The 18,558-nt window shown below is 69.9% G+C and carries 15 protein-coding genes; 8 read left to right on the forward strand and 7 right to left on the reverse strand.

What is annotated here, in order from left to right:
• The first annotated feature begins 50 nt into the window (after positions 1-50).
• The 5 genes from ACZ48Z_RS15695 to ACZ48Z_RS15715 all read left to right on the forward strand — a co-directional run bounded on the left by ACZ48Z_RS15695 (position 51) and on the right by ACZ48Z_RS15715 (position 7,102).
• Positions 51-1,430: an extracellular solute-binding protein gene (locus ACZ48Z_RS15695; protein WP_468736384.1), complete on the forward strand. Its 1,380-nt coding sequence runs from the start codon at positions 51-53 to the stop codon at positions 1,428-1,430.
• Complete coding sequence (locus ACZ48Z_RS15700; RefSeq protein WP_468736385.1) at positions 1,427-2,359, forward strand: carbohydrate ABC transporter permease; 933 nt, start codon at positions 1,427-1,429, stop codon at positions 2,357-2,359. Before ACZ48Z_RS15695 ends, ACZ48Z_RS15700 begins: the two co-directional genes overlap by 4 nt.
• A complete protein-coding gene (locus ACZ48Z_RS15705; protein ID WP_468736386.1) occupies positions 2,359-3,252 on the forward strand; it encodes a carbohydrate ABC transporter permease in 894 nt (297 codons plus the stop codon). The genes ACZ48Z_RS15700 and ACZ48Z_RS15705 overlap by 1 nt, the downstream gene beginning before the upstream one ends.
• A 60-nt stretch (positions 3,253-3,312) precedes the next feature.
• The gene (locus ACZ48Z_RS15710; protein WP_468736387.1) at positions 3,313-6,387 is read left to right on the forward strand and encodes an alpha-mannosidase; all 3,075 of its coding nucleotides are present in this window, start codon (positions 3,313-3,315) and stop codon (positions 6,385-6,387) included.
• A 247-nt stretch (positions 6,388-6,634) separates the two neighbouring features.
• Complete coding sequence (locus ACZ48Z_RS15715) at positions 6,635-7,102, forward strand: SRPBCC family protein (protein ID WP_468736388.1); 468 nt, start codon at positions 6,635-6,637, stop codon at positions 7,100-7,102.
• Between the two features lies 1 nt (position 7,103).
• Here ACZ48Z_RS15715 and ACZ48Z_RS15720 read toward each other — a convergent pair whose 3' ends face one another.
• Both ACZ48Z_RS15720 and ACZ48Z_RS15725 read right to left on the reverse strand, forming a co-directional pair.
• Positions 7,104-8,246, reverse strand: a complete 1,143-nt coding sequence (locus ACZ48Z_RS15720; protein WP_468736389.1) for a sensor histidine kinase — start codon at positions 8,244-8,246, stop codon at positions 7,104-7,106.
• Positions 8,239-8,934: a response regulator transcription factor gene (locus ACZ48Z_RS15725; protein WP_468736390.1), complete on the reverse strand. Its 696-nt coding sequence runs from the start codon at positions 8,932-8,934 to the stop codon at positions 8,239-8,241. The genes ACZ48Z_RS15720 and ACZ48Z_RS15725 overlap by 8 nt, the downstream gene beginning before the upstream one ends.
• A gap of 257 nt (positions 8,935-9,191) precedes the next feature.
• Between ACZ48Z_RS15725 and ACZ48Z_RS15730 the strand changes: the two genes are divergently transcribed.
• Positions 9,192-10,274 (forward strand): endonuclease/exonuclease/phosphatase family protein, encoded by a 1,083-nt coding sequence (locus tag ACZ48Z_RS15730; protein ID WP_468736391.1) that lies wholly within the window; start codon positions 9,192-9,194, stop codon positions 10,272-10,274.
• Between the two features lie 16 nt (positions 10,275-10,290).
• On the opposite strand, the gene ACZ48Z_RS15735 is transcribed toward ACZ48Z_RS15730, so the two are convergent.
• The 4 genes from ACZ48Z_RS15735 to ACZ48Z_RS15750 form a co-directional block, all read right to left on the reverse strand.
• Positions 10,291-12,279, reverse strand: coding sequence for an alpha/beta hydrolase family protein (locus ACZ48Z_RS15735; protein WP_468736392.1), 1,989 nt, complete (start codon positions 12,277-12,279; stop codon positions 10,291-10,293).
• 15 nt (positions 12,280-12,294) lie between these two features.
• Positions 12,295-12,870, reverse strand: a complete 576-nt coding sequence (locus ACZ48Z_RS15740) for a transcriptional regulator (protein WP_468736393.1) — start codon at positions 12,868-12,870, stop codon at positions 12,295-12,297.
• Positions 12,871-12,953: 83 nt separating this feature from the next.
• Positions 12,954-14,471, reverse strand: a complete 1,518-nt coding sequence (locus ACZ48Z_RS15745) for a helix-turn-helix domain-containing protein (protein ID WP_468736394.1) — start codon at positions 14,469-14,471, stop codon at positions 12,954-12,956.
• A complete protein-coding gene (locus ACZ48Z_RS15750; protein WP_468736395.1) occupies positions 14,468-14,782 on the reverse strand; it encodes a helix-turn-helix domain-containing protein in 315 nt (104 codons plus the stop codon). The genes ACZ48Z_RS15745 and ACZ48Z_RS15750 overlap by 4 nt, the downstream gene beginning before the upstream one ends.
• 279 nt (positions 14,783-15,061) lie before the next feature.
• Here ACZ48Z_RS15750 and ACZ48Z_RS15755 point away from each other — a divergent pair, with 279 nt between their 5' ends.
• A complete protein-coding gene (locus tag ACZ48Z_RS15755) occupies positions 15,062-16,183 on the forward strand; it encodes a glycoside hydrolase family 53 protein (protein ID WP_468736396.1) in 1,122 nt (373 codons plus the stop codon).
• Between the two features lie 155 nt (positions 16,184-16,338).
• Positions 16,339-17,736, forward strand: coding sequence for a cytochrome P450 family protein (locus ACZ48Z_RS15760; protein WP_468736397.1), 1,398 nt, complete (start codon positions 16,339-16,341; stop codon positions 17,734-17,736).
• A gap of 74 nt (positions 17,737-17,810) precedes the next feature.
• On the opposite strand, the gene ACZ48Z_RS15765 is transcribed toward ACZ48Z_RS15760, so the two are convergent.
• The gene (locus ACZ48Z_RS15765) at positions 17,811-18,479 is read right to left on the reverse strand and encodes a YceI family protein (protein WP_468736398.1); all 669 of its coding nucleotides are present in this window, start codon (positions 18,477-18,479) and stop codon (positions 17,811-17,813) included.
• Positions 18,480-18,558: the final 79 nt, after the last annotated feature.

Genomic DNA, 18,558 nt, shown 5'->3' on the forward strand with positions numbered 1-18,558 from the left:
CCCAAGAACTCGCGGCTTCCCCTCAGGTTTCGCGTCCCGGAGGAACCACTGTGCGCTCGAGAATCGTCACCGCCGCGGCCTTCACCGCCGCCACCGCCCTGGCCCTGACCGCCTGCGGTTCGGGCTCGTCAGGCAGCTCGGCCAAGTCCATCAAGGTCGTCTACTGGCAGAACCTGGACAGCACGAACAAGCTCCAGGCCAACTTCCTCGCCACGATGGTGAAGCAGTTCACCAAGGCCAATCCGGGCACCAAGGTCAATCTTGTGCCGGTGACCGCCTCCGAGAACGACTACTACACCAAGATCCAGCTCATGATGCGCTCCCCCGCGACGGCGCCCGACCTGGTCTACGAGGACACCGCGCTCATCAACTCCGACATCGCGGGCGGCTACCTCAAGCCGCTGGACACCTACACCGCGAAGTGGGCCGACTGGACGCAGTACGCCAAGGCCGCGAAGGGCGCGGTGACCGGAGCCTCCGACGGCAAGGTCTACGCCGTCCCGGACGACACCGACACCCGCGGGATCTGGTACAACAAGCAGCTCCTCCAGAAGGCCGGGGTCGCGGTGCCCTGGCAGCCGAAGACCTGGGCCGACGTGATCGCCGTCGCCAGGAAGATCAAGGCGAAGCTGCCCGACGTGACCCCGCTCAACCTGTACACCGGCCAGGCGGGCGGTGAGGCCTCCTCCATGCAGGGCTTCGAGATGCTGCTCTACGGCACCCCGGCCGGCGACAAGTCGCTCTACGACGCCTCGCAGAAGAAGTGGGTCGTGGGCAGCCAGGGCTTCAAGGACGCGCTGGACTTCGTGCACACCGTGTACGGCCAGGGGCTCGGCCCGTCCAAGGAGCAGGCGCTCGGCGCCAACTTCGGTACCGCCGTGGGCACGGAGCTGATCCCCGAGGGCAAGCTGGCGATCGACATCGACGGCTCCTGGATGCCCAACAACTGGAGTTCCGCGGCGGCCAAGCCGTGGAACGAGTGGCAGTCGGTGATGGGCACCGCGGCCATGCCGACACAGAACGGCCAGGCACCCGGCCGTACCAGCATGTCCGGCGGGTGGGCGTGGTCGATCCCCGCGAAGGCGGGCAACCCCGATCTCGCGTGGAAGTTCCTGTCGACCACACTGCAGACGAAGACCAACGCCGCCCAGTGGAACGCCACCAACGCCAACATCGCGGTGCGCACCGACGTGGCCTCGGACCCGGCCTACCTGAAGTCCGTGCCGACCAACAAGTTCTTCACCGAGCTGGTCGCCGACACCCACTACCGTCCCGGGCTGCCCGCCTACAACCAGGTCTCGACCGCGATCCAGAAGGCCATGGAGTCCGTGACCACCGGTCAGGCCTCCGTCGACAAGGCCGCCTCGACGTTCGATAACGATGTCAAGGCGGCGGTGGGCGGCGACAAGACCGTGGAGGGCTCTTCGTGACCGCTCTCGCTCCGGCGCCTCACGGGACCGGTGGTCACGACCGCCGGTCCCGCGGGGTGCCCGCTCCGGCCGTCCGGACGCTGCTGCGCGGCCTGCCGACGGTCCCGGCCGTGTTCCTGCTGGCCGTGTTCCTGGCCGGTCCGATCGCGTACTGCGTGTACTACGCGTTCACCGACATGCAGCTCACCGGCGCCTCCGGCACCCACTTCGTCGGGGTCGACAACTTCACCAGGGCGTTCAAGGACACGGACTTCCTCAACGCGATGTGGCTGACCCTGCTCTTCGTGGTCGGTTCCGCCGTGGTCGGCCAGAACACCCTCGGGCTCGCGCTGGCCGTCCTGATGCAGAAGGCCACCAAGCCGGTACGGTCCCTGGTCAACGGTGTGGTCATCGCCGCCTGGGTGCTGCCGGAGGTGGTCGCCGGCTATCTGATGTACGCCTTCTTCTACGACCAGGGCTCGCTCAACTCGCTGCTGGACGCGCTGCATCTGCCGGACCAGAACTGGCTGTACACGATGCCGATCCTCGCGGTGTGCCTGGCCAACGTGTGGCGCGGCACCGCGTTCTCCCTGATGGTCTTCACCGCGGCCATCAACGACGTCCCCCAGGAACTGGTGGAGGCCGCGGAGATGGACGGCGCGGGCCCCTGGCAACGACTGTGGCGGGTCGTCCTGCCGGTCATCAGGCCCTCGATCCTGACCAACCTGATGCTGATCACGCTGCAGACGCTCTCCGTCTTCGGGCTGATCTACACCATGACCCGCGGCGGCCCGGGCAACAAGAGCGAGACCCTGCCGATCTTCATGTACCAACAGGCCTTCCAGAACAGTCTGATCGGTTACGGCACCGCCATCGCCCTCGTCCTGCTGGTGGTCGGCGCCCTGTTCTCCGTCGTGTACATCCGGCTGCTGAAACTGGAGGACGACTGATGGCCGCCGTCGCCATGACTCCCCCCGAGACCGTCACCAAGGTCCCTACGGCGTCCGGTCGTCCACGGGGGCGCCGGATCCGTCCGGGGCGCGTCACGGTCAATCTCGTCCTGCTCGCCGTGTCCGTGCTGTACGTCCTGCCCCTGCTGTGGATGGTGCTCGCGTCGGTGAGCGACACCAACTCCTTCCGGCTCACGTGGCCTTCGTCGCTGACCCTCGACAACTTCGACGCGGTCCTGAACGTCGACACCACCTACCGGCCGATGCTCAACAGCCTGCTGCTGTGCGGCTTCGGCACTGCCGTGACCGTGGTGGCGTCGGTGCTCGCCGCCTACCCGCTGTCCCGCTACCGGTCCCGGGTGCGGCGGCCGTTCCTGTACACGATCCTGTTCTCCACCGGTCTGCCCATCACCGCCGTGATGATCCCGGTCTACAGCATGTTCGTGCAGGTCAACCTGATCGACTCGATGCCCGGCACGACCCTGTTCCTGGCCGCGTCCGCACTGCCCTTCGGTATCTGGCTGATGAAGAACTTCATGGACGGCGTCCCGCTCGTCCTGGAGGAGGCCGCCCGCATCGACGGCGCCAACACCATGCAGGTGCTGTGGCGGGTGGTACTGCCGCTGATGCGACCCGGTGTCGTCGTGGTCACCATCTTCACCTTCATCGGCATGTGGGGGAACTTCTTCGTCCCCTTCATCCTGCTGCTCTCACCGGAGAAACTCCCCGCGTCCGTCAGCGTGTTCACGTTCCTCAGCGCCCATGACCAGACGCAGTACGGACAATTGTCGGCGTTCTCTCTCCTCTACTCCATGCCCGTCGTCCTGCTGTATCTGCTGCTGGCCCGCAAGCTGGGCGGCGGCTTCGCGCTCGGCGGGGCCCTGAAGGGCTGACCTCGGCGTCGCAGGGCCGAACTCCCCCCGCCTCGTACGTCACACGGAGAAAGACACCTGATGCACAACGACCGTGAAGTCACCGAACAGCGGCTGGCCCGTGTGCTCGACGAGCGGATCCGGCCCGCCGTCCACGCCCGGTCCGTCCCCCTCGACGTGGAGATCTGGAGCGTTCCCGGCGAGCCGGTGCCGGTCCGTGAGGGGCTGGCCGCTCCCTACCGGCCGTCCCGGGTCGGCGAGCCGTGGGGGCCCGCCTGGTCGACGAGCTGGTTCAGGGTCAGCGGGACGATTCCGGCCGAGTGGGCCGGTGCGACCGTCGAGGCCGTGCTGGATCTCGGGTTCGCCACCCACTCCGCGGGCTTCTCCGCGGAAGGACTGGTCTACCGGGCCGACGGCACCGCCGTGAAGGCGCTCAACCCGCGCAACACCTGGCTGCCGGTGGCCGAACAAGCTGTGGGCGGTGAGGAGTTCGTGGCCTTCGTCGAGGCCGCGGCCAACCCGGTCGTGATGCACACCGCTCCCGGCGAGCTCGTCTTCGGGCCCACGTCCGTCGGCGGACGGGCGCCGTGGCTGGGCGACCCGGCCGCGGACCCCGGAGAGGCCCTGTACCGGCTGCGGCGCCTGGACCTCGCCGTGTTCGACCGGGAGGTCCACGAACTCGTGCAGGACATGGAGGTGCTGGGGCAGCTGATGCCCGAGCTGTCTCCCGACGATCCGCGCCGCTGGCAGATCCTGCGGGCCGTCGAGCTGGCCCTCGACGCGATCGACCTGCAGGACGTCAGCGGCAGCGCGGCCGCCGCCCGTGCCGTTCTCGCTCCCGTACTGGCGTCTCCCGCGCACGCGAGCGCGCACCGGATCTCGGCGGTGGGGCACGCGCACATCGACACCGCCTGGCTGTGGCCGCTGCGCGAGACCGTCCGCAAGGTGGCCCGCACCGTCTCCAACGTCACCCAACTCATGGACGACCACCCGGAGTTCAGGTTCGTCATGTCCCAGGCGCAGCAGCTCGCCTGGCTGAAGGAACACCGGCCCGAGGTGTACGCGCGGGCGCAGGAGAAGGCCAAGACCGGGCAGTTCCTGCCGACCGGCAGCCTGTGGGTGGAGCCCGACACCAACATCAGCGGCGGCGAGGCCCTGGTGCGCCAGTTCGTGCACGGGAAGCGGTTCTTCCTGGAGGAGTTCGGCGTCGAGACCGAGGAGATGTGGCTGCCGGACACCTTCGGCTACAACGCGGCCCTGCCGCAGTTGATGAAGCTGGCCGGTGTGAAGTGGTTCCTGACGCAGAAGATGTCCTGGAACACCACCAACAAGTTCCCGCACCACACGTTCTGGTGGGAGGGCATCGACGGCACCCGGATCTTCAGCCACTTCCCGCCCGTCGACAGCTACAACGGCGAGCTGTCCGGCGCCGACATCGCTCACAGCGTGCGGAACTTCCAGGACAAGGCCGGCGCCAACCACTCCCTGATCCCCTTCGGCTACGGCGACGGCGGCGGCGGCCCCACCCGTGAGATGCTCGCCCGCGCCGAACGGTTCAGGGACCTGGAGGGCTCGGCGCGCATCGACGTCGAAGGCCCCGCGGACTTCTTCCGGCGCGCGCACGACGAGTACGAGGCCAACGGCGGCGCACCCGTGTGGTCCGGGGAGCTCTATCTGGAGTTCCACCGCGGCACCCTCACCAGCCAGCTCGCCACCAAACAGGGCAACCGGCGCAGCGAACACCTGCTGCGCGAGGCCGAGTTGTGGGCGGCGACCGCGGCCGTACGGCACGGGTCCCCGTATCCGTACGAGGCGCTGGACCGGCTGTGGAAGACGGTGCTGCTGCACCAGTTCCACGACATCCTGCCCGGCACGTCGATCGCGTGGGTGCACCGGGAGGCGGAGGAGACGTACGCGGCCGTGGCCCGGGAGCTGGAGGAGCTGATCGGAGCGGCACAGGGCGCGTTGGCCGGGGAACCTGGAGGCACGGTCGTCTTCAACTCCGCGCCGCATGCCCGGGGTGGTGTCGCGGCGTTCAGCGCGGGCCCTCGCTCCGAAGCCGTCGACGCTCCGGTGACGCCGGTACCGGACGGGGACGGGTTCGTCCTGGACAACGGTCTGGTGCGGATCGTGGTGGACGCCGACGGTCTGATCACGTCCGCCTACGATCACACGGCCGACCGGGAGGCCCTGGCGCCCGGGGCGGTCGGCAACCTGCTCCAGCTCCACCAGGACTTCCCCAACCAGTGGGACGCCTGGGACGTCGACGTCTTCTACCGCAACACGGTCCGCGATCTCACCGACGCCGAGTCCGTCACGGCGACCGGCGACGCGGTGCGGGTGGTCCGGGTGTTCGGCGCGTCGAGGATCGAGCAGACCCTGACACTCCCGGCCGGTTCACGCCGGCTGGTGATCGACACCGTCGTCGACTGGCGGGAACGGGAGAAGTTCCTCAAGGCCGCCTTCCCGCTGGACGTCCGGGCGGCCCACTCGACGGCCGAGATCCCCTTCGGACACGTCGAGCGGCCGACGCACACCAACACCAGCTGGGACGCGGCCAAGTTCGAGACGTGCGCCCATCGCTTCCTGCACGTCGGCGAGCCCGACTGGGGAGCCGCCCTGGTCAACGACTCCTCCTACGGCCACGACGTCACCCGCGACGTCCGGCCCGACGGCTGTACGACCACCACGGTCCGGCTCTCCCTGCTGCGCGCCGCCCGCTTCCCCGACCCCGACCAGGACCAGGGCACGCACCGGCTCGGTTACGGACTGGTGATCGGCGCCGACGTGTCCGACGCACGGCGCGAGGGATACCGCTTCAACCTGCCCGAGCGGACGGTGCCCGGCAGCGCGACGGTCGCCCCGCTGGTCTCGGTGGACCACGCCGGGGTCGTCGTGGAGGCGGTCAAGCTCGCCGACGACCGCAGCGGGGACGTGATCGTGCGCCTCTACGAGTCCCGCGGCACCCGCGCCACGGCCACTCTCACCACCGGGTTCCCCCTGGCCTCGGCCATCGTGACCGATCTGCTGGAGCGCCCGCTGGACGACCCGTCGAGTCACCGGCAGGAGGGCGGAGAGGTCCGGTTGACGCTACGGCCGTTCCAGATCCTCACGCTGAGGCTGCGACCTGCGTCGGACACATGGGAGCGCCCGTGAGGGAACGCGCGCCATCTGCCCAGGGCCCGCCTGCGACACCTCGCGTCCCCGCGGCCCTCGACGTGGTCGACCTGGGTGCGGCCGATGTGCCCGACATGCTCGACCTGGCCACGCCCACCAGACCGGGGGCCCTCCGGCCGTGCACCCACGAACCCGGCACCCAACCGGGTTCCGCACGCCGTGGCAGCTCCGGGCTTGCGTCCATCGGAACCACGTGCCGGAGGCAGCCCGGTCCTAGGATCGGACCATGCACAGGACCGATCGCGCCGACCGGGTGATCGCGGCACCACCGGCGGCCGTCTACGGCGCCCTCCTGGACCGCGACGCCCTTGAGGCCTGGCTGCCGCCGGACGGCATGCGCGGGCGGGTCGAGCGGTGGGATCCCCGGCCTGGTGGCGGGTTCAGGATGGTCCTCACCTACCTCGACCCCACCGGTGGCCCCGGCAAGACCTCGGATGCGACGGATGTCGTCGACGTCGGGTTCGTCGACCTGGTGCCGTCGGAGCGTGTGGTGCAGCGGGCGGTGTTCGAGTCCGACGATCCGTCGTTCGCGGGCACCATGACGATGACCTGGCATTTCGCCGCCGCCGGTGACGGGACCGAGGTGAGCGTCACCGCCAGTGACGTGCCGCCCGGCATCGACCAGGCGGCTCACGAGGCCGGGATCGCCTCCTCGCTGGCCAACCTGGCGTCGTACGTCGAAGCGGCCGGCTGACTCAGGTCGGCCGCGAGGATTCACCGGGGTGGCGGCGCGTCGGTCCCGGAGGGGTCACAGGGAGTTCCACGGTGACGCGGATCCCGCCGGCGGGGCGCGCGGTGAGGGTGAGTGTTCCGTCGTGCGCGTGCGTGATGGTGTTGACGATGGCCAGGCCCAGGCCGACACCCTCGTGGTCGGTGCGTACGCGTTGCGTGCCGCGCTGGAACGGTTCGGTGAGGGTCGAGGCCAGGGCCGGGGTGAGGATCTCGCCGGTGTTCTCCACCGTGAGCACCACCGCCTCGGGGCGGACGCCGGTAGTGATCCACACGGTGCCCTGTTCGGGCAGGTTGTGGACGATCGCGTTGTGCACGAGGTTCGTGGTCAGCTGCTGCAGGAGCGCCGGCGATCCGGTCGTGGGAGTGATGTCGCCGCGGGTCTCCAGGGTGACGCCGTGCTTTTCCGCGAGGGGGAGAAGCGTCTCGACGGCTTCTTCCGCCATGAGGGACAGGTCGACCTGTTCCCGGGTGAAGGAGCGCTGTTCGGCGCGGCTGACCAGGAGCAGTGCCTCGGTGAGGTCGATCGCGCGGGAGTTGACGACGTGGAGGCGCTCGACGAGTTCACCGGCGTCGTGGTGCGGATCGGCGCGGGCGACGTCGAGAAGCGACTTGGAGACCGCCAGCGGGGTGCGCAACTCGTGCGAGGCGTTGGCCGCGAATCTCCGCTGTTCGGCCACGTGTGCTTCGAGCCGGGCGAGCATCGCGTCGAAGCTGTCGGCGAGTTCACGGAATTCGTCGGTGCGGCCCCGCAGCCGGATCCGGTGGGAGAGCGATCCGTCGGCGGCTGCGCGGGTGGCGTCCTTGATGTGGGTCAGGGGAGCGAGCATGCGGCCGGCGAGGATCCACCCTCCGACGAGGCCGAACACCAGCAGGAACACCATCACCACGGCTGCCCTCGGAGCGAAGACCTCCAGGAGGGCGGACCGGATGGGGAAGACACCACCCGTCGGTCTGTCATCGGGGTTGATCAGCATCGCGCGGTCGGGGACGTAACGGAGGAGGAAGATCCATACGGCTGCGAGCAGCAGGACACCGGCGAGCATGAGGAATCCGGCGTAGCTGAGGGTGAGTTTGAGGCGGACGCTCAACCCGGGCGCTCTATCCACGGCTCCCTCCTTCGTGTCCGGCCTCCGGTTGCGTGTCGATGCGGTAGCCGACACCTGGCACGGTGGTGATGATCCAGGGTTCGCCGAGGCGTTTGCGCAGTGCCGAGACGGTGATGCGCACGGCGTTGGTGAACGGGTCGGCGTTCTCGTCCCACGCGCGTTCCAGAAGGACTTCGGCGCTGACGACACCGCCCTCGGCGGCGACCAGGACCTCCAGTACGGCGAACTGCTTCCTGGTCAGCGCGACGTAACGGCCGTCCCGGTAGACCTCCCTGCGGAACGGGTCCAGACGCAGACCGGCGATCTCCCGCACCGGAGGCCTGTTGTGGGCGCGTCTGCGGTCGAGCGCTCTGAGCCGCAGCGCGAGTTCCCGGAGTTCGAACGGTTTCGTGAGGTAGTCGTCGGCGCCGAGTGCGAATCCGGAGGCCTTGTCGTCGAGACGGTCGGCCGCGGTGAGCATGAGGATCGGCATGCCGCTGCCGGATGCGACGATGCGTTCGGCGATCTCGTCACCGGAGGGTCCGGGGACATCGCGGTCGAGGACGGCGATGTCGTAGGCGTGGACGCTCAGCAGTTCCAGAGCGGTGTCGCCGTCACCGGCGAGGTCGGCGGCGATGGCCTCCAGGCGCAGGCCGTCGCGGATGGCTTCCGCCAGATAAGGCTCGTCCTCGACGATCAGCACACGCATGGCGTCGATGCTACGAGCCGACGCATATCGTCGACATATCGAAAACCGCATACGAGCCGGCAACACCACGCCGCCTTGACTGCCGGTATGCCTCAGACCCCACGCTCACCACGAGCGACGCCAAACCCTCCCCAGGGCTGCGACCGATGCCGCGGGCGATGCCCCGAAGCGGTCTCTCACGGCTGCCCGCGAAGGTGTGCCGACCCCGCCCAGGACCCCAGGACGCGCCAGTGACCAGCGGTGAACGGGGACAGGCGATGACGCAGGTGGACACGGCCGAGCCCGGGCAGCACGACGACGGCCGCCGGGCCTCCGGAGCCGGGACCCGGCGCGCGGGCATCCGCCGGGTGGTCCGCGTCGCCTCCCGGCCGGGAGCGTGGAAGCGCGGCCCGGTGCTCGCGGCGCTGGGACTGCTGCTGGGCCTGCTCATGCTGCTGCACGCGTGGATCACGGACGTCGGGGGCCTCGGCAGTCTGGTGGAGACGTTCCTGCCGTGGTTCGGCCTGTTCGTCCCGGTGCTCCTCGCCGGGGCCCTGTGGCGCCGCTCCGCCTCCGCGGTGGCCGCGCTGCTGCTGCCGACCGTCGTGTGGCTGAACCTCTTCGGCGGGCTGCTCGTCGACAAGTCCCACTCGGGCGGCGACCTCGTCGTGGTCAGCCACAACGTCGGCGCCGACAACCCGGACCCGGCCGGTACCGCCCGCGACCTGGCCGCCTCGGGGGCGGACCTGCTGGCCCTGGAGGAGATCACCCCGCAGGCCGAGGCCACCTACGCGAAGGAGCTGGCACAGGCGTACCGGTACCACGTGGTCAGGGGCACGGTCGGGCTGTGGAGCAGGCTGCCGCTGTCGGGGACCCGGACGGTGGACGTCGCGATGCTGGGCATGGCCGGCCCACTGGCGGCGAACCTGTCGGCCGAGGAGAGGGCCGCCACGCCCCGGGCGCTGCGCACCACGGTGGCCACGGACCAGGGGCCGCTGGCCGTGTACGTGGCCCATCTGGGGTCCGTGCGGGTCATGCCGAGGAACGGTTTCTGGACCAGTCAGCGGGACGCGGGCGCCGACGACCTCGGCAAGGCCCTGGCCGCCGAGCGGAACGAGCGGGTGGTGCTGCTCGGCGACCTGAACGGCACCACGGACGACCGCGCGTTCGCCGGCATCACCTCCCGGCTGCGCTCGGTCCAGGACGCGGCCGGGGACGGTTTCGGCTTCAGCTGGCCGGCGACGTTCCCGGTGGCGCGGATCGACCAGATCCTGGTGCGCGGTGTGCGGCCGGAGAGCTCGTGGGTCCTGCCGGCCACCGGCAGCGACCATCTGCCGGTCGCGGCTGGAATCAGCTGGTGAACCCGGCGGGCCGAGGTCACAGGAGCGGTGGTCGCCGCCACTCCTGACCCCTGACATGGTGGTCGAGGAAGTTCAGCGCCGTTTCGTACAGCAGGCCCAGGTGGTTCGGGGCCTCGACGCCGTGGCTCTCGTCCGGGAAGTACAGGAACTTGGCGGGCACGCCCTGGCGTTGGAGATCGTGGTGCAGGGCCAGGGACTGGCCGACCGGTACCCGGTAGTCCTCGCCGCCGTGCACGACCAGCATCGGCGTCGTCAGGTTCGCCACGTCGAGGTGGGGTGAGTCGGCGTCGTACCGTTCGCGCCGGATGCGCGGGTCACCGTAGATCTTCCGGAAGTACGGGTGCATGTCGGTGTCGCCCTGGAAGGCCTCCAGGTTCCACATCCCGGCGTGCGAGACGAGGGCCCGGAAGCGGTCGGTGAGGGTCGCGGTGCGGTTGGCGAGGTAGCCGCCGAAGGACCATCCTGCGAGGGCCGTCCGGGTCGTGTCGAGGTCGGCGCGCTCCAGGGCGGCGTCGGTCAGGGCGATGACGTCGGTGTAGGGCCGGCCGCCGTAGCTGCCGCGGCCCCGTTCCTGCATGCGTTGCCCGTATCCGCTGGACAGGGCCGGGTCGGGCAGCAGGACGGCGTAGCCGCGGGCCGCGAACGGCCAGGGGTTCCACTGCCAGGGCCAGGCGCTCCAGGACCCCTGGGGCCCGCCGTGCACCTCGACGAGGAGAGGTACCGGGTGTCCGGCTCCGGCGCCCTCGGGCAGGACGAGCCAGGCGCGCAGCGGGAAGCCGTCGTCCGCGGTCGTGTGCACCTCGGTCAGGGTGCCGGGGAGGGGGCCGAGGTCGCCGATCGGCTTGAGGGGGACGGGGTGTTGGCCGGTCCTGGTGGCGTCCAGGCGGACCGCCTGCGGTGGGCTGTCGAGGGTGCTGCGCAGTGCGTACAGCGTGGCGCCGTCGGGCGTCACGCAGAGGGAGGTGTAGGCGCCGGAGGCGGTGAGACGGGTGACCGTGCCGTCCGGGTCGCGGCGGAAGACCGGGCAGTGGCCGCGTTCGTCGCCGGTGAACCACAGGGTGGCGTCCCCGGGTATCGGCGAGGGGATCGCCGTTCCCGGCCAGGGCCAGTTGTCGAAGTCCGGCAGGAGGTCGGTCTCCTCGCCGGAGCCGGGGTCGAAGGCCACGACAGTGACCCGCCACTCGCTGTCGTACGTCTCCTCTTTCTGGCGTTGGCAGATCAGGCGGGTGCCGTCGGCGGTGAACACCGGGCGGTGGTACAGGTGGCCCGGGCGGGAGAGGGCGTGGCGTTCCTTGCCGGTGGCCGCGTCGGCGATCACCACGGTGTTCGTGTCGGGGGCGGTGCCGGTCGGGGCCCGGGTGTAGGCGACCACCATGGCGTCCGGTGAGAGGGCCATGTCCCCGGCGCCTGCGAGGCCTTGGCCGCCGGCGTCGACCGGCGGGGCGTCCGGGTGGAGGAGGAAGGTGTGCGGTTCGCCGGGGCCGAGGTCCACGCCGTCGGCGCGGGTGGGGGTCGTTTCGTGCAGGACGGCGCTGACGGCGGACCGGCGACGCTTCCCTAGGAGGTCGCCGTGTGTCCGGGCGTCCTCGGTGCCGGGGATCAGGGCGGCCGAGTAGGCGAGCGTGCTGGAGTGGGCGGCGGCGGTGAACGCGGTGACACCGCCGGGGTGGTGCACCATCCTCTCGGCCTCACCGTGGTCGGAGAGAGCCCACAGTGACGCTCCCGACGACTCGTGGGTCTCCCGGTCGGAGAGAAACAACAGGGTGCCGGCGGTGAACACCGGGGCCCGGTCGCCCTGGACGGACCCGGTCACGGGGTGGGACTCGCGCTCCCCGGCCGGGTCCACCTCCCACAGCTCCGACACGTACCGGGTGCCCTCGTCGCCGAGGCGCTGCACGGACGCGACCAGGCGGGTGCCGTCGGGCGCCAGGGTCAGGCCGGTAAGGCGCGGTTGTTCCACGAGGCGGTGGTGGAAGGTGCTCGGGTTGTCGACCATGGTGGTCATCCTGCCCGCGGTGCTTCAGGCGGCGAACCCGATCGCGGTGACGAACTCGTACTCTCCCCACTGGCTGCCGAGATCCACCACGACGTCGTTGACCCACGCCTCGTCGAGCGCGGAGTCGTCGCCCGCGGCCCAGGCCCGCACGATGCGGTCCCAGTGACGGACGTTCAGGGTGCGGTACTCGATCGCGCGCTGGTGCGGCCGGGGTACCTGGCTCTGGTTGAGCGGGTGGAACTCGACGCGGGTGCCCCGCCCTTCGCGGGTGAGGCGTACGAGCAGATAGCGCGCGACATTCTGCCGGCGCACGGTGCGGTACGCGCTCTCGATCTTCTCCAGGTTCCGCTTCGAGGGGCTGCGCCGTTCCTCCAACCACGCCTTGAGCGTGCGGTCCGTGACGGTGAGGCCCGCCTCGCGGGCGGTGGCGCGGGAGTGCTCGGTGCGGGTGAGGTAGTGCAGCCGGGCCAGCAGGCCGCGCCGGGTGGTGATCGGGGTGGCGATGAACGTGGCGAGCGCGTCGAGCCGGTGGGCCACGGCCTCGTGTCCCCTGATGCCCCGGGCCCCGTACTTCCCGAACTCGATGTTCCGCTCCGGCACCCCGTCTCCTTACGTCTGCCGCTGATGGGAGGATGCTCGCTGACCTGCGTCGCAGGTCACCCAGAGGCTACAGCCACGCCGGCTCACGCGTCCTCCGCGGTGGTGCCGACGGTGTAAGTGTCCTTCACCTTCACCTCGGTGACACCCCGTCCCTCGGCGAACACCGCACGCCAGTCACCGCTCACGTGCAGTTCGTCGGTGCCCATGGCGCGGACCACCGTCAGGCCCTCGTCGTAGGCCCGATGCGCCTTCCACCACAGGTTGACGAACGCCTGGGAGCGGATCAGGTGCATCCAGTCGGCGCGGTACAGCTCCCGGTTGTAGTTCGACTCCCCCATCGTGGAGACGAACTTGCTGTACATGGCCTTGACGTATTCCAGGGTCACCTCGTCGTCCTCGGCGATCGCTCGGTCACGGGCGTCCTTGAGGGTGATGCGGAACTTCTCCAGGAGGTTCTCCGTGGCGCCCGAGGTCCAGGACTCGTGGATCTCGGGAGGGTCGCACAGCCCGTACCGGGGGCCCGCCAGTCGCAGCAGCAGGCGCAGGGTCGGCTCGGTCACCCACAGCGGGCCCGGCTCGTCGCGGCTGCCGAGCGGGTTCGGCAGGTAGGCGTCGTGCTCCCAGGCGGACGGGGTGATCAGGTGGACGCCGGCGCGGCGGCGGTCGTGGGCGTCGCCGGTGGAGTGCTCCAGCTGCCCGAGCGGCAGATGCGTCTTGAGCGCGGACAGGTAGGCGCCGTTGACGTCCAGCGCGGTCACCTCGTGTGCACCGGGCGGGAGTTCGGGCCTGGTCCACTTGGGGCGGGCCTCCCAGATCTCGTCGGCGCCGCGCGCGGTCTGCTTGCGGAGGACGTCGGGCAGCCAGGGGTGCGCGACGACGTCGTACCGGCCGCCTTTGCGGGTGTGGTCGAGCAGCGCCATCGCGTCCGGGATCGCCCGTTTGACCAGCGCGGCGGTCGCCGCCTCCACGTCGCCCGAATGCTGGTCGAGGGCGGCCGCGACGGCGGAGCCGATCAGGTCCGGGGTGTCGGCCTGCTGCACTCGGCGGCCCACGGGTACGACCTTCACGCCGCGGGCCGGGGAGTCGGCGGTGGCCGGCCGGCGCGGCTGCCGTCGGGCGGCGGGCTCGGGAACCGCCGGCTGTGCGGGTTCGCCCGTGCCGCACTCGGCGGGGTCGAGGTGCTGGGGGAACCCCTCGACCTGATGGCGGGCCGGTTGCCCGCACAGGACACAGGGCTGCGGGTCGGACAGCTCGTCGACGTCGTCCAGAATCCCGTCCCGGTCGGCGTCCTCCTGGTCCTCCGCCTCGTCGGGTTCGTCGTCCGCGTCCTCGACGGCGCCCATGGGCTCCTCGGCCGCTGCCGCCAGCTTCGTCCGGGCTCCGTCGAGGAAGTAGGCGTATTTCTCGCGTACTTGCCCGCTCGGCTCCCGTCCCGACTCCCAGCCCCCCACCGTCGACGCGCTGACGTTCAGGACCTTCGCGAGCTGGGCGCGGGAGACGTTCAGTTCCTCGCGCAGGGCGCGCCGTTCCTCGACGGATGGCAGCGGGACCTCCTGCCTGGCCTCGGCGAGCAGGGCGTCGATCGCGTCGAAGCCGGTCATCGGGCTCCTCCGTCCTGGACGGCGGCGGAGCGCGCGGCGTCGACAGCGCGGCCGGGGACCCGGCGGCGCGGCACGGGAAGGGTCTCGGTGGCCCGGGTGGGTCCGGCAAGGAGGTCGAGCGGGTCGATGCCGTAGTGCGCGGCGACGGCGTCGCAGTCCGCCAGGCTCCAGGCGGCGGTGCCGGACTGACGGCGGCTCACCTGAGCCTGGCTCACACCCAGGGCGCCGGCCAGTTCCGTCTGCGACTCCCCGGTCGCGTGCAGGAGGGCTGCCACCGCCGATCGCACCCGCTCGTCAAGCGTCATCCGCATGGCGTGGAACCTACCACTCCGAACGCACCGGCTATGCGTGACACGCATACCGCACATGAAGAGTCGGAAGTGGCGGCCAGGTGCCCTTGGCGACGGTTTCTGTGTACGTACACATTCGACCAGCACGCCATCTGGGCTTCTAACCTCGATGAAATACAGCTGACACACGTATTTACAGTGCCCTCGACCTCTCCTACTGTGATCGTTCACAGACCCATCCCTACATGCGCATGTCAGGCCAGCCCCGACTTAGCGCCGTCTCGATCAAAGGAGGTCGGGATGACCGTGAACGGTCCGCGCCGCATCGTGAAGGCCGCCATGCTGTTGGCCGCACTCGCTCTGCCCGCATCCCTGCTCACCACGCCCACCACCGCCTCCGCGGCCGGTTCGCTCACCATGCGCGGTGCCGACGTGTCGACCGCCCAGCGCGCCCTCGACCTCGGCGCCAAGTATTACGACGCGAGCGGCACCGCCAAGGACCCGCTGGACATCCTCAAGGGCCTCGGCGTCAACTACGTCCGCCTGCGGGTGTGGAACAACCCCGCCAGCGGCTACAACAACAAGGCCAAGGTGCTGTCGTACGCGAAGCAGGTGAAGGCCAAGGGTCTGAAGCTGCTGGTCGACTTCCACTACTCCGACACCTGGGCCGACCCCGGCAACCAGAACAAGCCCGCCGCCTGGGCCGGCCACACCATCAGCCAGCTGCAGACCGACGTCTACAACTACACGTACGACGTCTGCAACAGCCTCAAGTCGCAGGGCACCACCCCGGACAGCGTGCAGATCGGCAACGAGATCAACGTCGGCATGCTGTGGAACGAGGGCAAGGTCGTCAACAACGACTTCACCAACCTCAGCCTGCTGCTCAAGTCCGGCTACAACGCGACCAAGGCATGCAACAGCGGCACCCAGGTGATCATCCACACCGCCGACGCCGACAGTGACGCCAACGCCCGCTGGTTCTACGACGGCATCAAGGCCAAGGGCGTCAACTGGGACATCACCGGGCTGTCCTACTACTGCCCCTGGCACGGCACGATCGCCAACATGGGCAGCGTGGTGGCCGACGTCAAGTCCCGCTACGGCAAGGACGTGATCATCGCCGAGACGGCCTACCCGTTCACCTCGGCCAACGCGGACAGCACCACCAACTCCATCACCACCGGCTGCTCGGGCTATCCGCTCTCGTGGCAGGGGCAGGCGGACAACTTCACCGCCGTGCAGAACGCCGCGCGCAGCAACGGCGCGATCGGGGTCTTCTACTGGGAGCCGACCTGGTACGCGGTGACCGGCAACGGGTGGAACCCGGCCGACATCAACAACAGCGGCAACGGCTGGGACAACATGGCCGTCTTCAACTGGACCGGCAATGTGAACCCGAACATCAAGTGGACCCCATAACAGCCGACTTGGACCAGGACGGCACCACCCCCGGGCGGTGCCGTCCGTCGTTCCTGTCACGTTCCAAAGGATCGGGTCGGCAATCACCCCCCGCCATGGGGGCACCGCAGCGGGTGACATTACCCTGTGGTACGCCTGATCGAGGGAAGGAAGCCATGGGGGTTCAACTGAACAGCGGCGCGCCAGCCGATCACGGGTCGCTGGAGTCGATGAGCCTCGAGCCGCTCATGACCCGCGACTACGAACGCGATCCGGCGATCGTGTACGAGCGTCTGCGGCGGACCCACGGTCCGGTCGCGCCGGTCGATCTGCTGGGCGTGCCCGTCTGGCTCGTGCTGGGCTACGAGGAGTCGCTGGAGGTTCTCCGTGACGACCACGCATGGCCGAAGGGGCTGGAGAACTGGCGGGCGCGCAGGGAGGGCCGGCTGCCGGCGGACTGGCCGCTGGCGCCGTCGCTGGACGTCAACCACATCCTGATCCAGGGCGGTGAGGGGTACCGCGGCCTGAAGGTGGCCTGGGACACCGCGCTGCGGCCGTTCCAGGACCCCCGGCACCCCGTGGCCAAGCAGCTCAAGGCGCGCATCACCCGTGACGCCGACGAGCTGATCACCCTGTTCACCCAGGGCGGCCGTACCGGGTGGGCGGATCTGTCGGCGCAGTTCTCGCGGCCGTTGCCGCTGATGGTCGCCAGTCATCTGCTCGGCTTCCCGGGCTCGCAGCACGACGACGCGCTGATGGACATGTGGCGGGTGCTGGACGCGGGACCGGACGCGGGGCCCGCGCTGGAGCGGCTGCTGGCGACGCTGTCGGAGCTGGGCGAACTGAAGATGAAGGAGCCCGGCGACGACTTCCCCTCCTATCTGCTCGCCTCCCATCCCGGCCTGAGCGTCGAGGAGTTGTCGCGCGAGCTGATGATGCTGCTGGGGATGACCTCGGACCACGTCGGCATCCTGATCTCCAACACCGTCGTCGAGGTCATCACCGGGAACCTCCCCCCGAGCGCCGGTCTGTCCGCGGGGCTGATCAGGGAGACCATGAACCGGGTGGTGATGCAGAAGCCGCCGCTGATCAACTTCGTCCCGAGGTTCCCGGTGGCCGACATGCGGCTCGGCGGGTACACCGTCGCGGCGGGCGATCCGGTGTGGGTGTCGGTCGGTGCCGCGCACGCGGACCCGGCGTTCGCCGAGAAGGTCTGCCCCGAGTCGACCATCAGCACGCGGGCGCATCTGTCCTGGGGTGCCGGGCCACGGCAGTGTCCGGCCCGGGAACTGGCCGGTGGCGCGGCGGCGATCGGGGTGAGCAGGCTCTTCGAGCGGCTGTCCGGGATGGAGTTGTCGCTGCCCGTCGACCAACTGCCGTGGCGGTCCTCGCCCTTCATGCGGGGACTGCGGTCGCTGCCGGTGCGGTACACGCTTTCGGACGCGCCCGCGCTGCCGGTGCCCCCTCCCCCGGCCCGGCCCGCCACGGCCGGTCCCGCCCAGGCCTACGAGAACGCGGTACGGCCGCGTTCGTCCCTGTGGCGTTACCTGGCGGGGCTCGTGCGGGGGCGGTAGGCGGTCCTGGGACGCCGTAGCGGGCCACTGCCTCGGGGGAGTTCGTGGCCCGCTCGGTGCGGCGGTGGGGCCGGTCAGCCGACGGGGGGCGTGCGGATCGCGGCGATGTCGAACTGGAGGCGTACTTTCTCGCTGACCATGGCACCGCCCTCGGCGAGCTTGGTGCTGTAGGTCAGGCCCCAGTCGGAGCGGTTGATGGTGGTGGTGCCGTCGAAGCCGGCCCGTTGGTAGCCGAAGGGGTCGGTGACATGGCCTATGTAGGTGAGTTCCAGGAGGACGGGGCGCGTGGTCGCCTTGATGGTGAGGTCGCCGGTCATGCGGTACACGTCGGGGCCTGCGACCTCGACGGCGGTGCTGGCGAACCGCATGCGCGGATAGGCCGCGGCGTCCAGGAAGTCACGGCCCACGAGGTGGCCGTCCCGCTGTTCCACGCCGGTGTCGACGCTGCCGGTGGAGATGATGATCTCCGCCTGCGAGCGGGACGGGTCGCGGCCGTCGAAGTACAGACGGCTCTGGTACTCCAGGAACGCTCCGCGCACGGTGGTGACCATGGCGTGGCGTACGGAGAATCCGATCCTGCTGTGGGCGGGGTCGATGGCCCATTCCCCGGTCAGGGCCGCCATTCCGGGGTCCGGGAGGACGGCTGTGGCAGTGGCCGACGACCCGGTGGGGGGCTGGGCGTCGGCGGCGGGTTCCGTGCGGTCGGCGCGACGGAACGGGGTGCCACGGTTGAACAAGTTCATGCATCACCTAATTACTGCACGGGAGTTGTCGCCGCAAGCCGTGATCCGCTGTCGACGAAATATCCACGCATTCGTCACA

Source organism: Streptomyces sp. NPDC031225 (assembly GCF_055570355.1).

Excerpts from the sequence above, each read along its gene's own strand:
- ACZ48Z_RS15730 (WP_468736391.1), top strand. The coding sequence starts at position 9,192 with ATGACGCAGGTGGACACGGCCGAGCCCGGGCAGCACGACGACGGCCGC.
- ACZ48Z_RS15750 (WP_468736395.1), bottom strand. The coding sequence starts at position 14,782 with ATGCGGATGACGCTTGACGAGCGGGTGCGATCGGCGGTGGCAGCCCTC.
- ACZ48Z_RS15760 (WP_468736397.1), top strand. The coding sequence starts at position 16,339 with ATGGGGGTTCAACTGAACAGCGGCGCGCCAGCCGATCACGGGTCGCTG.
- ACZ48Z_RS15735 (WP_468736392.1), bottom strand. The coding sequence starts at position 12,279 with ATGACCACCATGGTCGACAACCCGAGCACCTTCCACCACCGCCTCGTG.
- ACZ48Z_RS15755 (WP_468736396.1), top strand. The coding sequence starts at position 15,062 with ATGACCGTGAACGGTCCGCGCCGCATCGTGAAGGCCGCCATGCTGTTG.
- ACZ48Z_RS15745 (WP_468736394.1), bottom strand. The coding sequence starts at position 14,471 with ATGACCGGCTTCGACGCGATCGACGCCCTGCTCGCCGAGGCCAGGCAG.
- ACZ48Z_RS15715 (WP_468736388.1), top strand. The coding sequence starts at position 6,635 with ATGCACAGGACCGATCGCGCCGACCGGGTGATCGCGGCACCACCGGCG.
- ACZ48Z_RS15765 (WP_468736398.1), bottom strand. The coding sequence starts at position 18,479 with ATGAACTTGTTCAACCGTGGCACCCCGTTCCGTCGCGCCGACCGCACG.
- ACZ48Z_RS15725 (WP_468736390.1), bottom strand. The coding sequence starts at position 8,934 with ATGCGTGTGCTGATCGTCGAGGACGAGCCTTATCTGGCGGAAGCCATC.
- ACZ48Z_RS15705 (WP_468736386.1), top strand. The coding sequence starts at position 2,359 with ATGGCCGCCGTCGCCATGACTCCCCCCGAGACCGTCACCAAGGTCCCT.
- ACZ48Z_RS15710 (WP_468736387.1), top strand. The coding sequence starts at position 3,313 with ATGCACAACGACCGTGAAGTCACCGAACAGCGGCTGGCCCGTGTGCTC.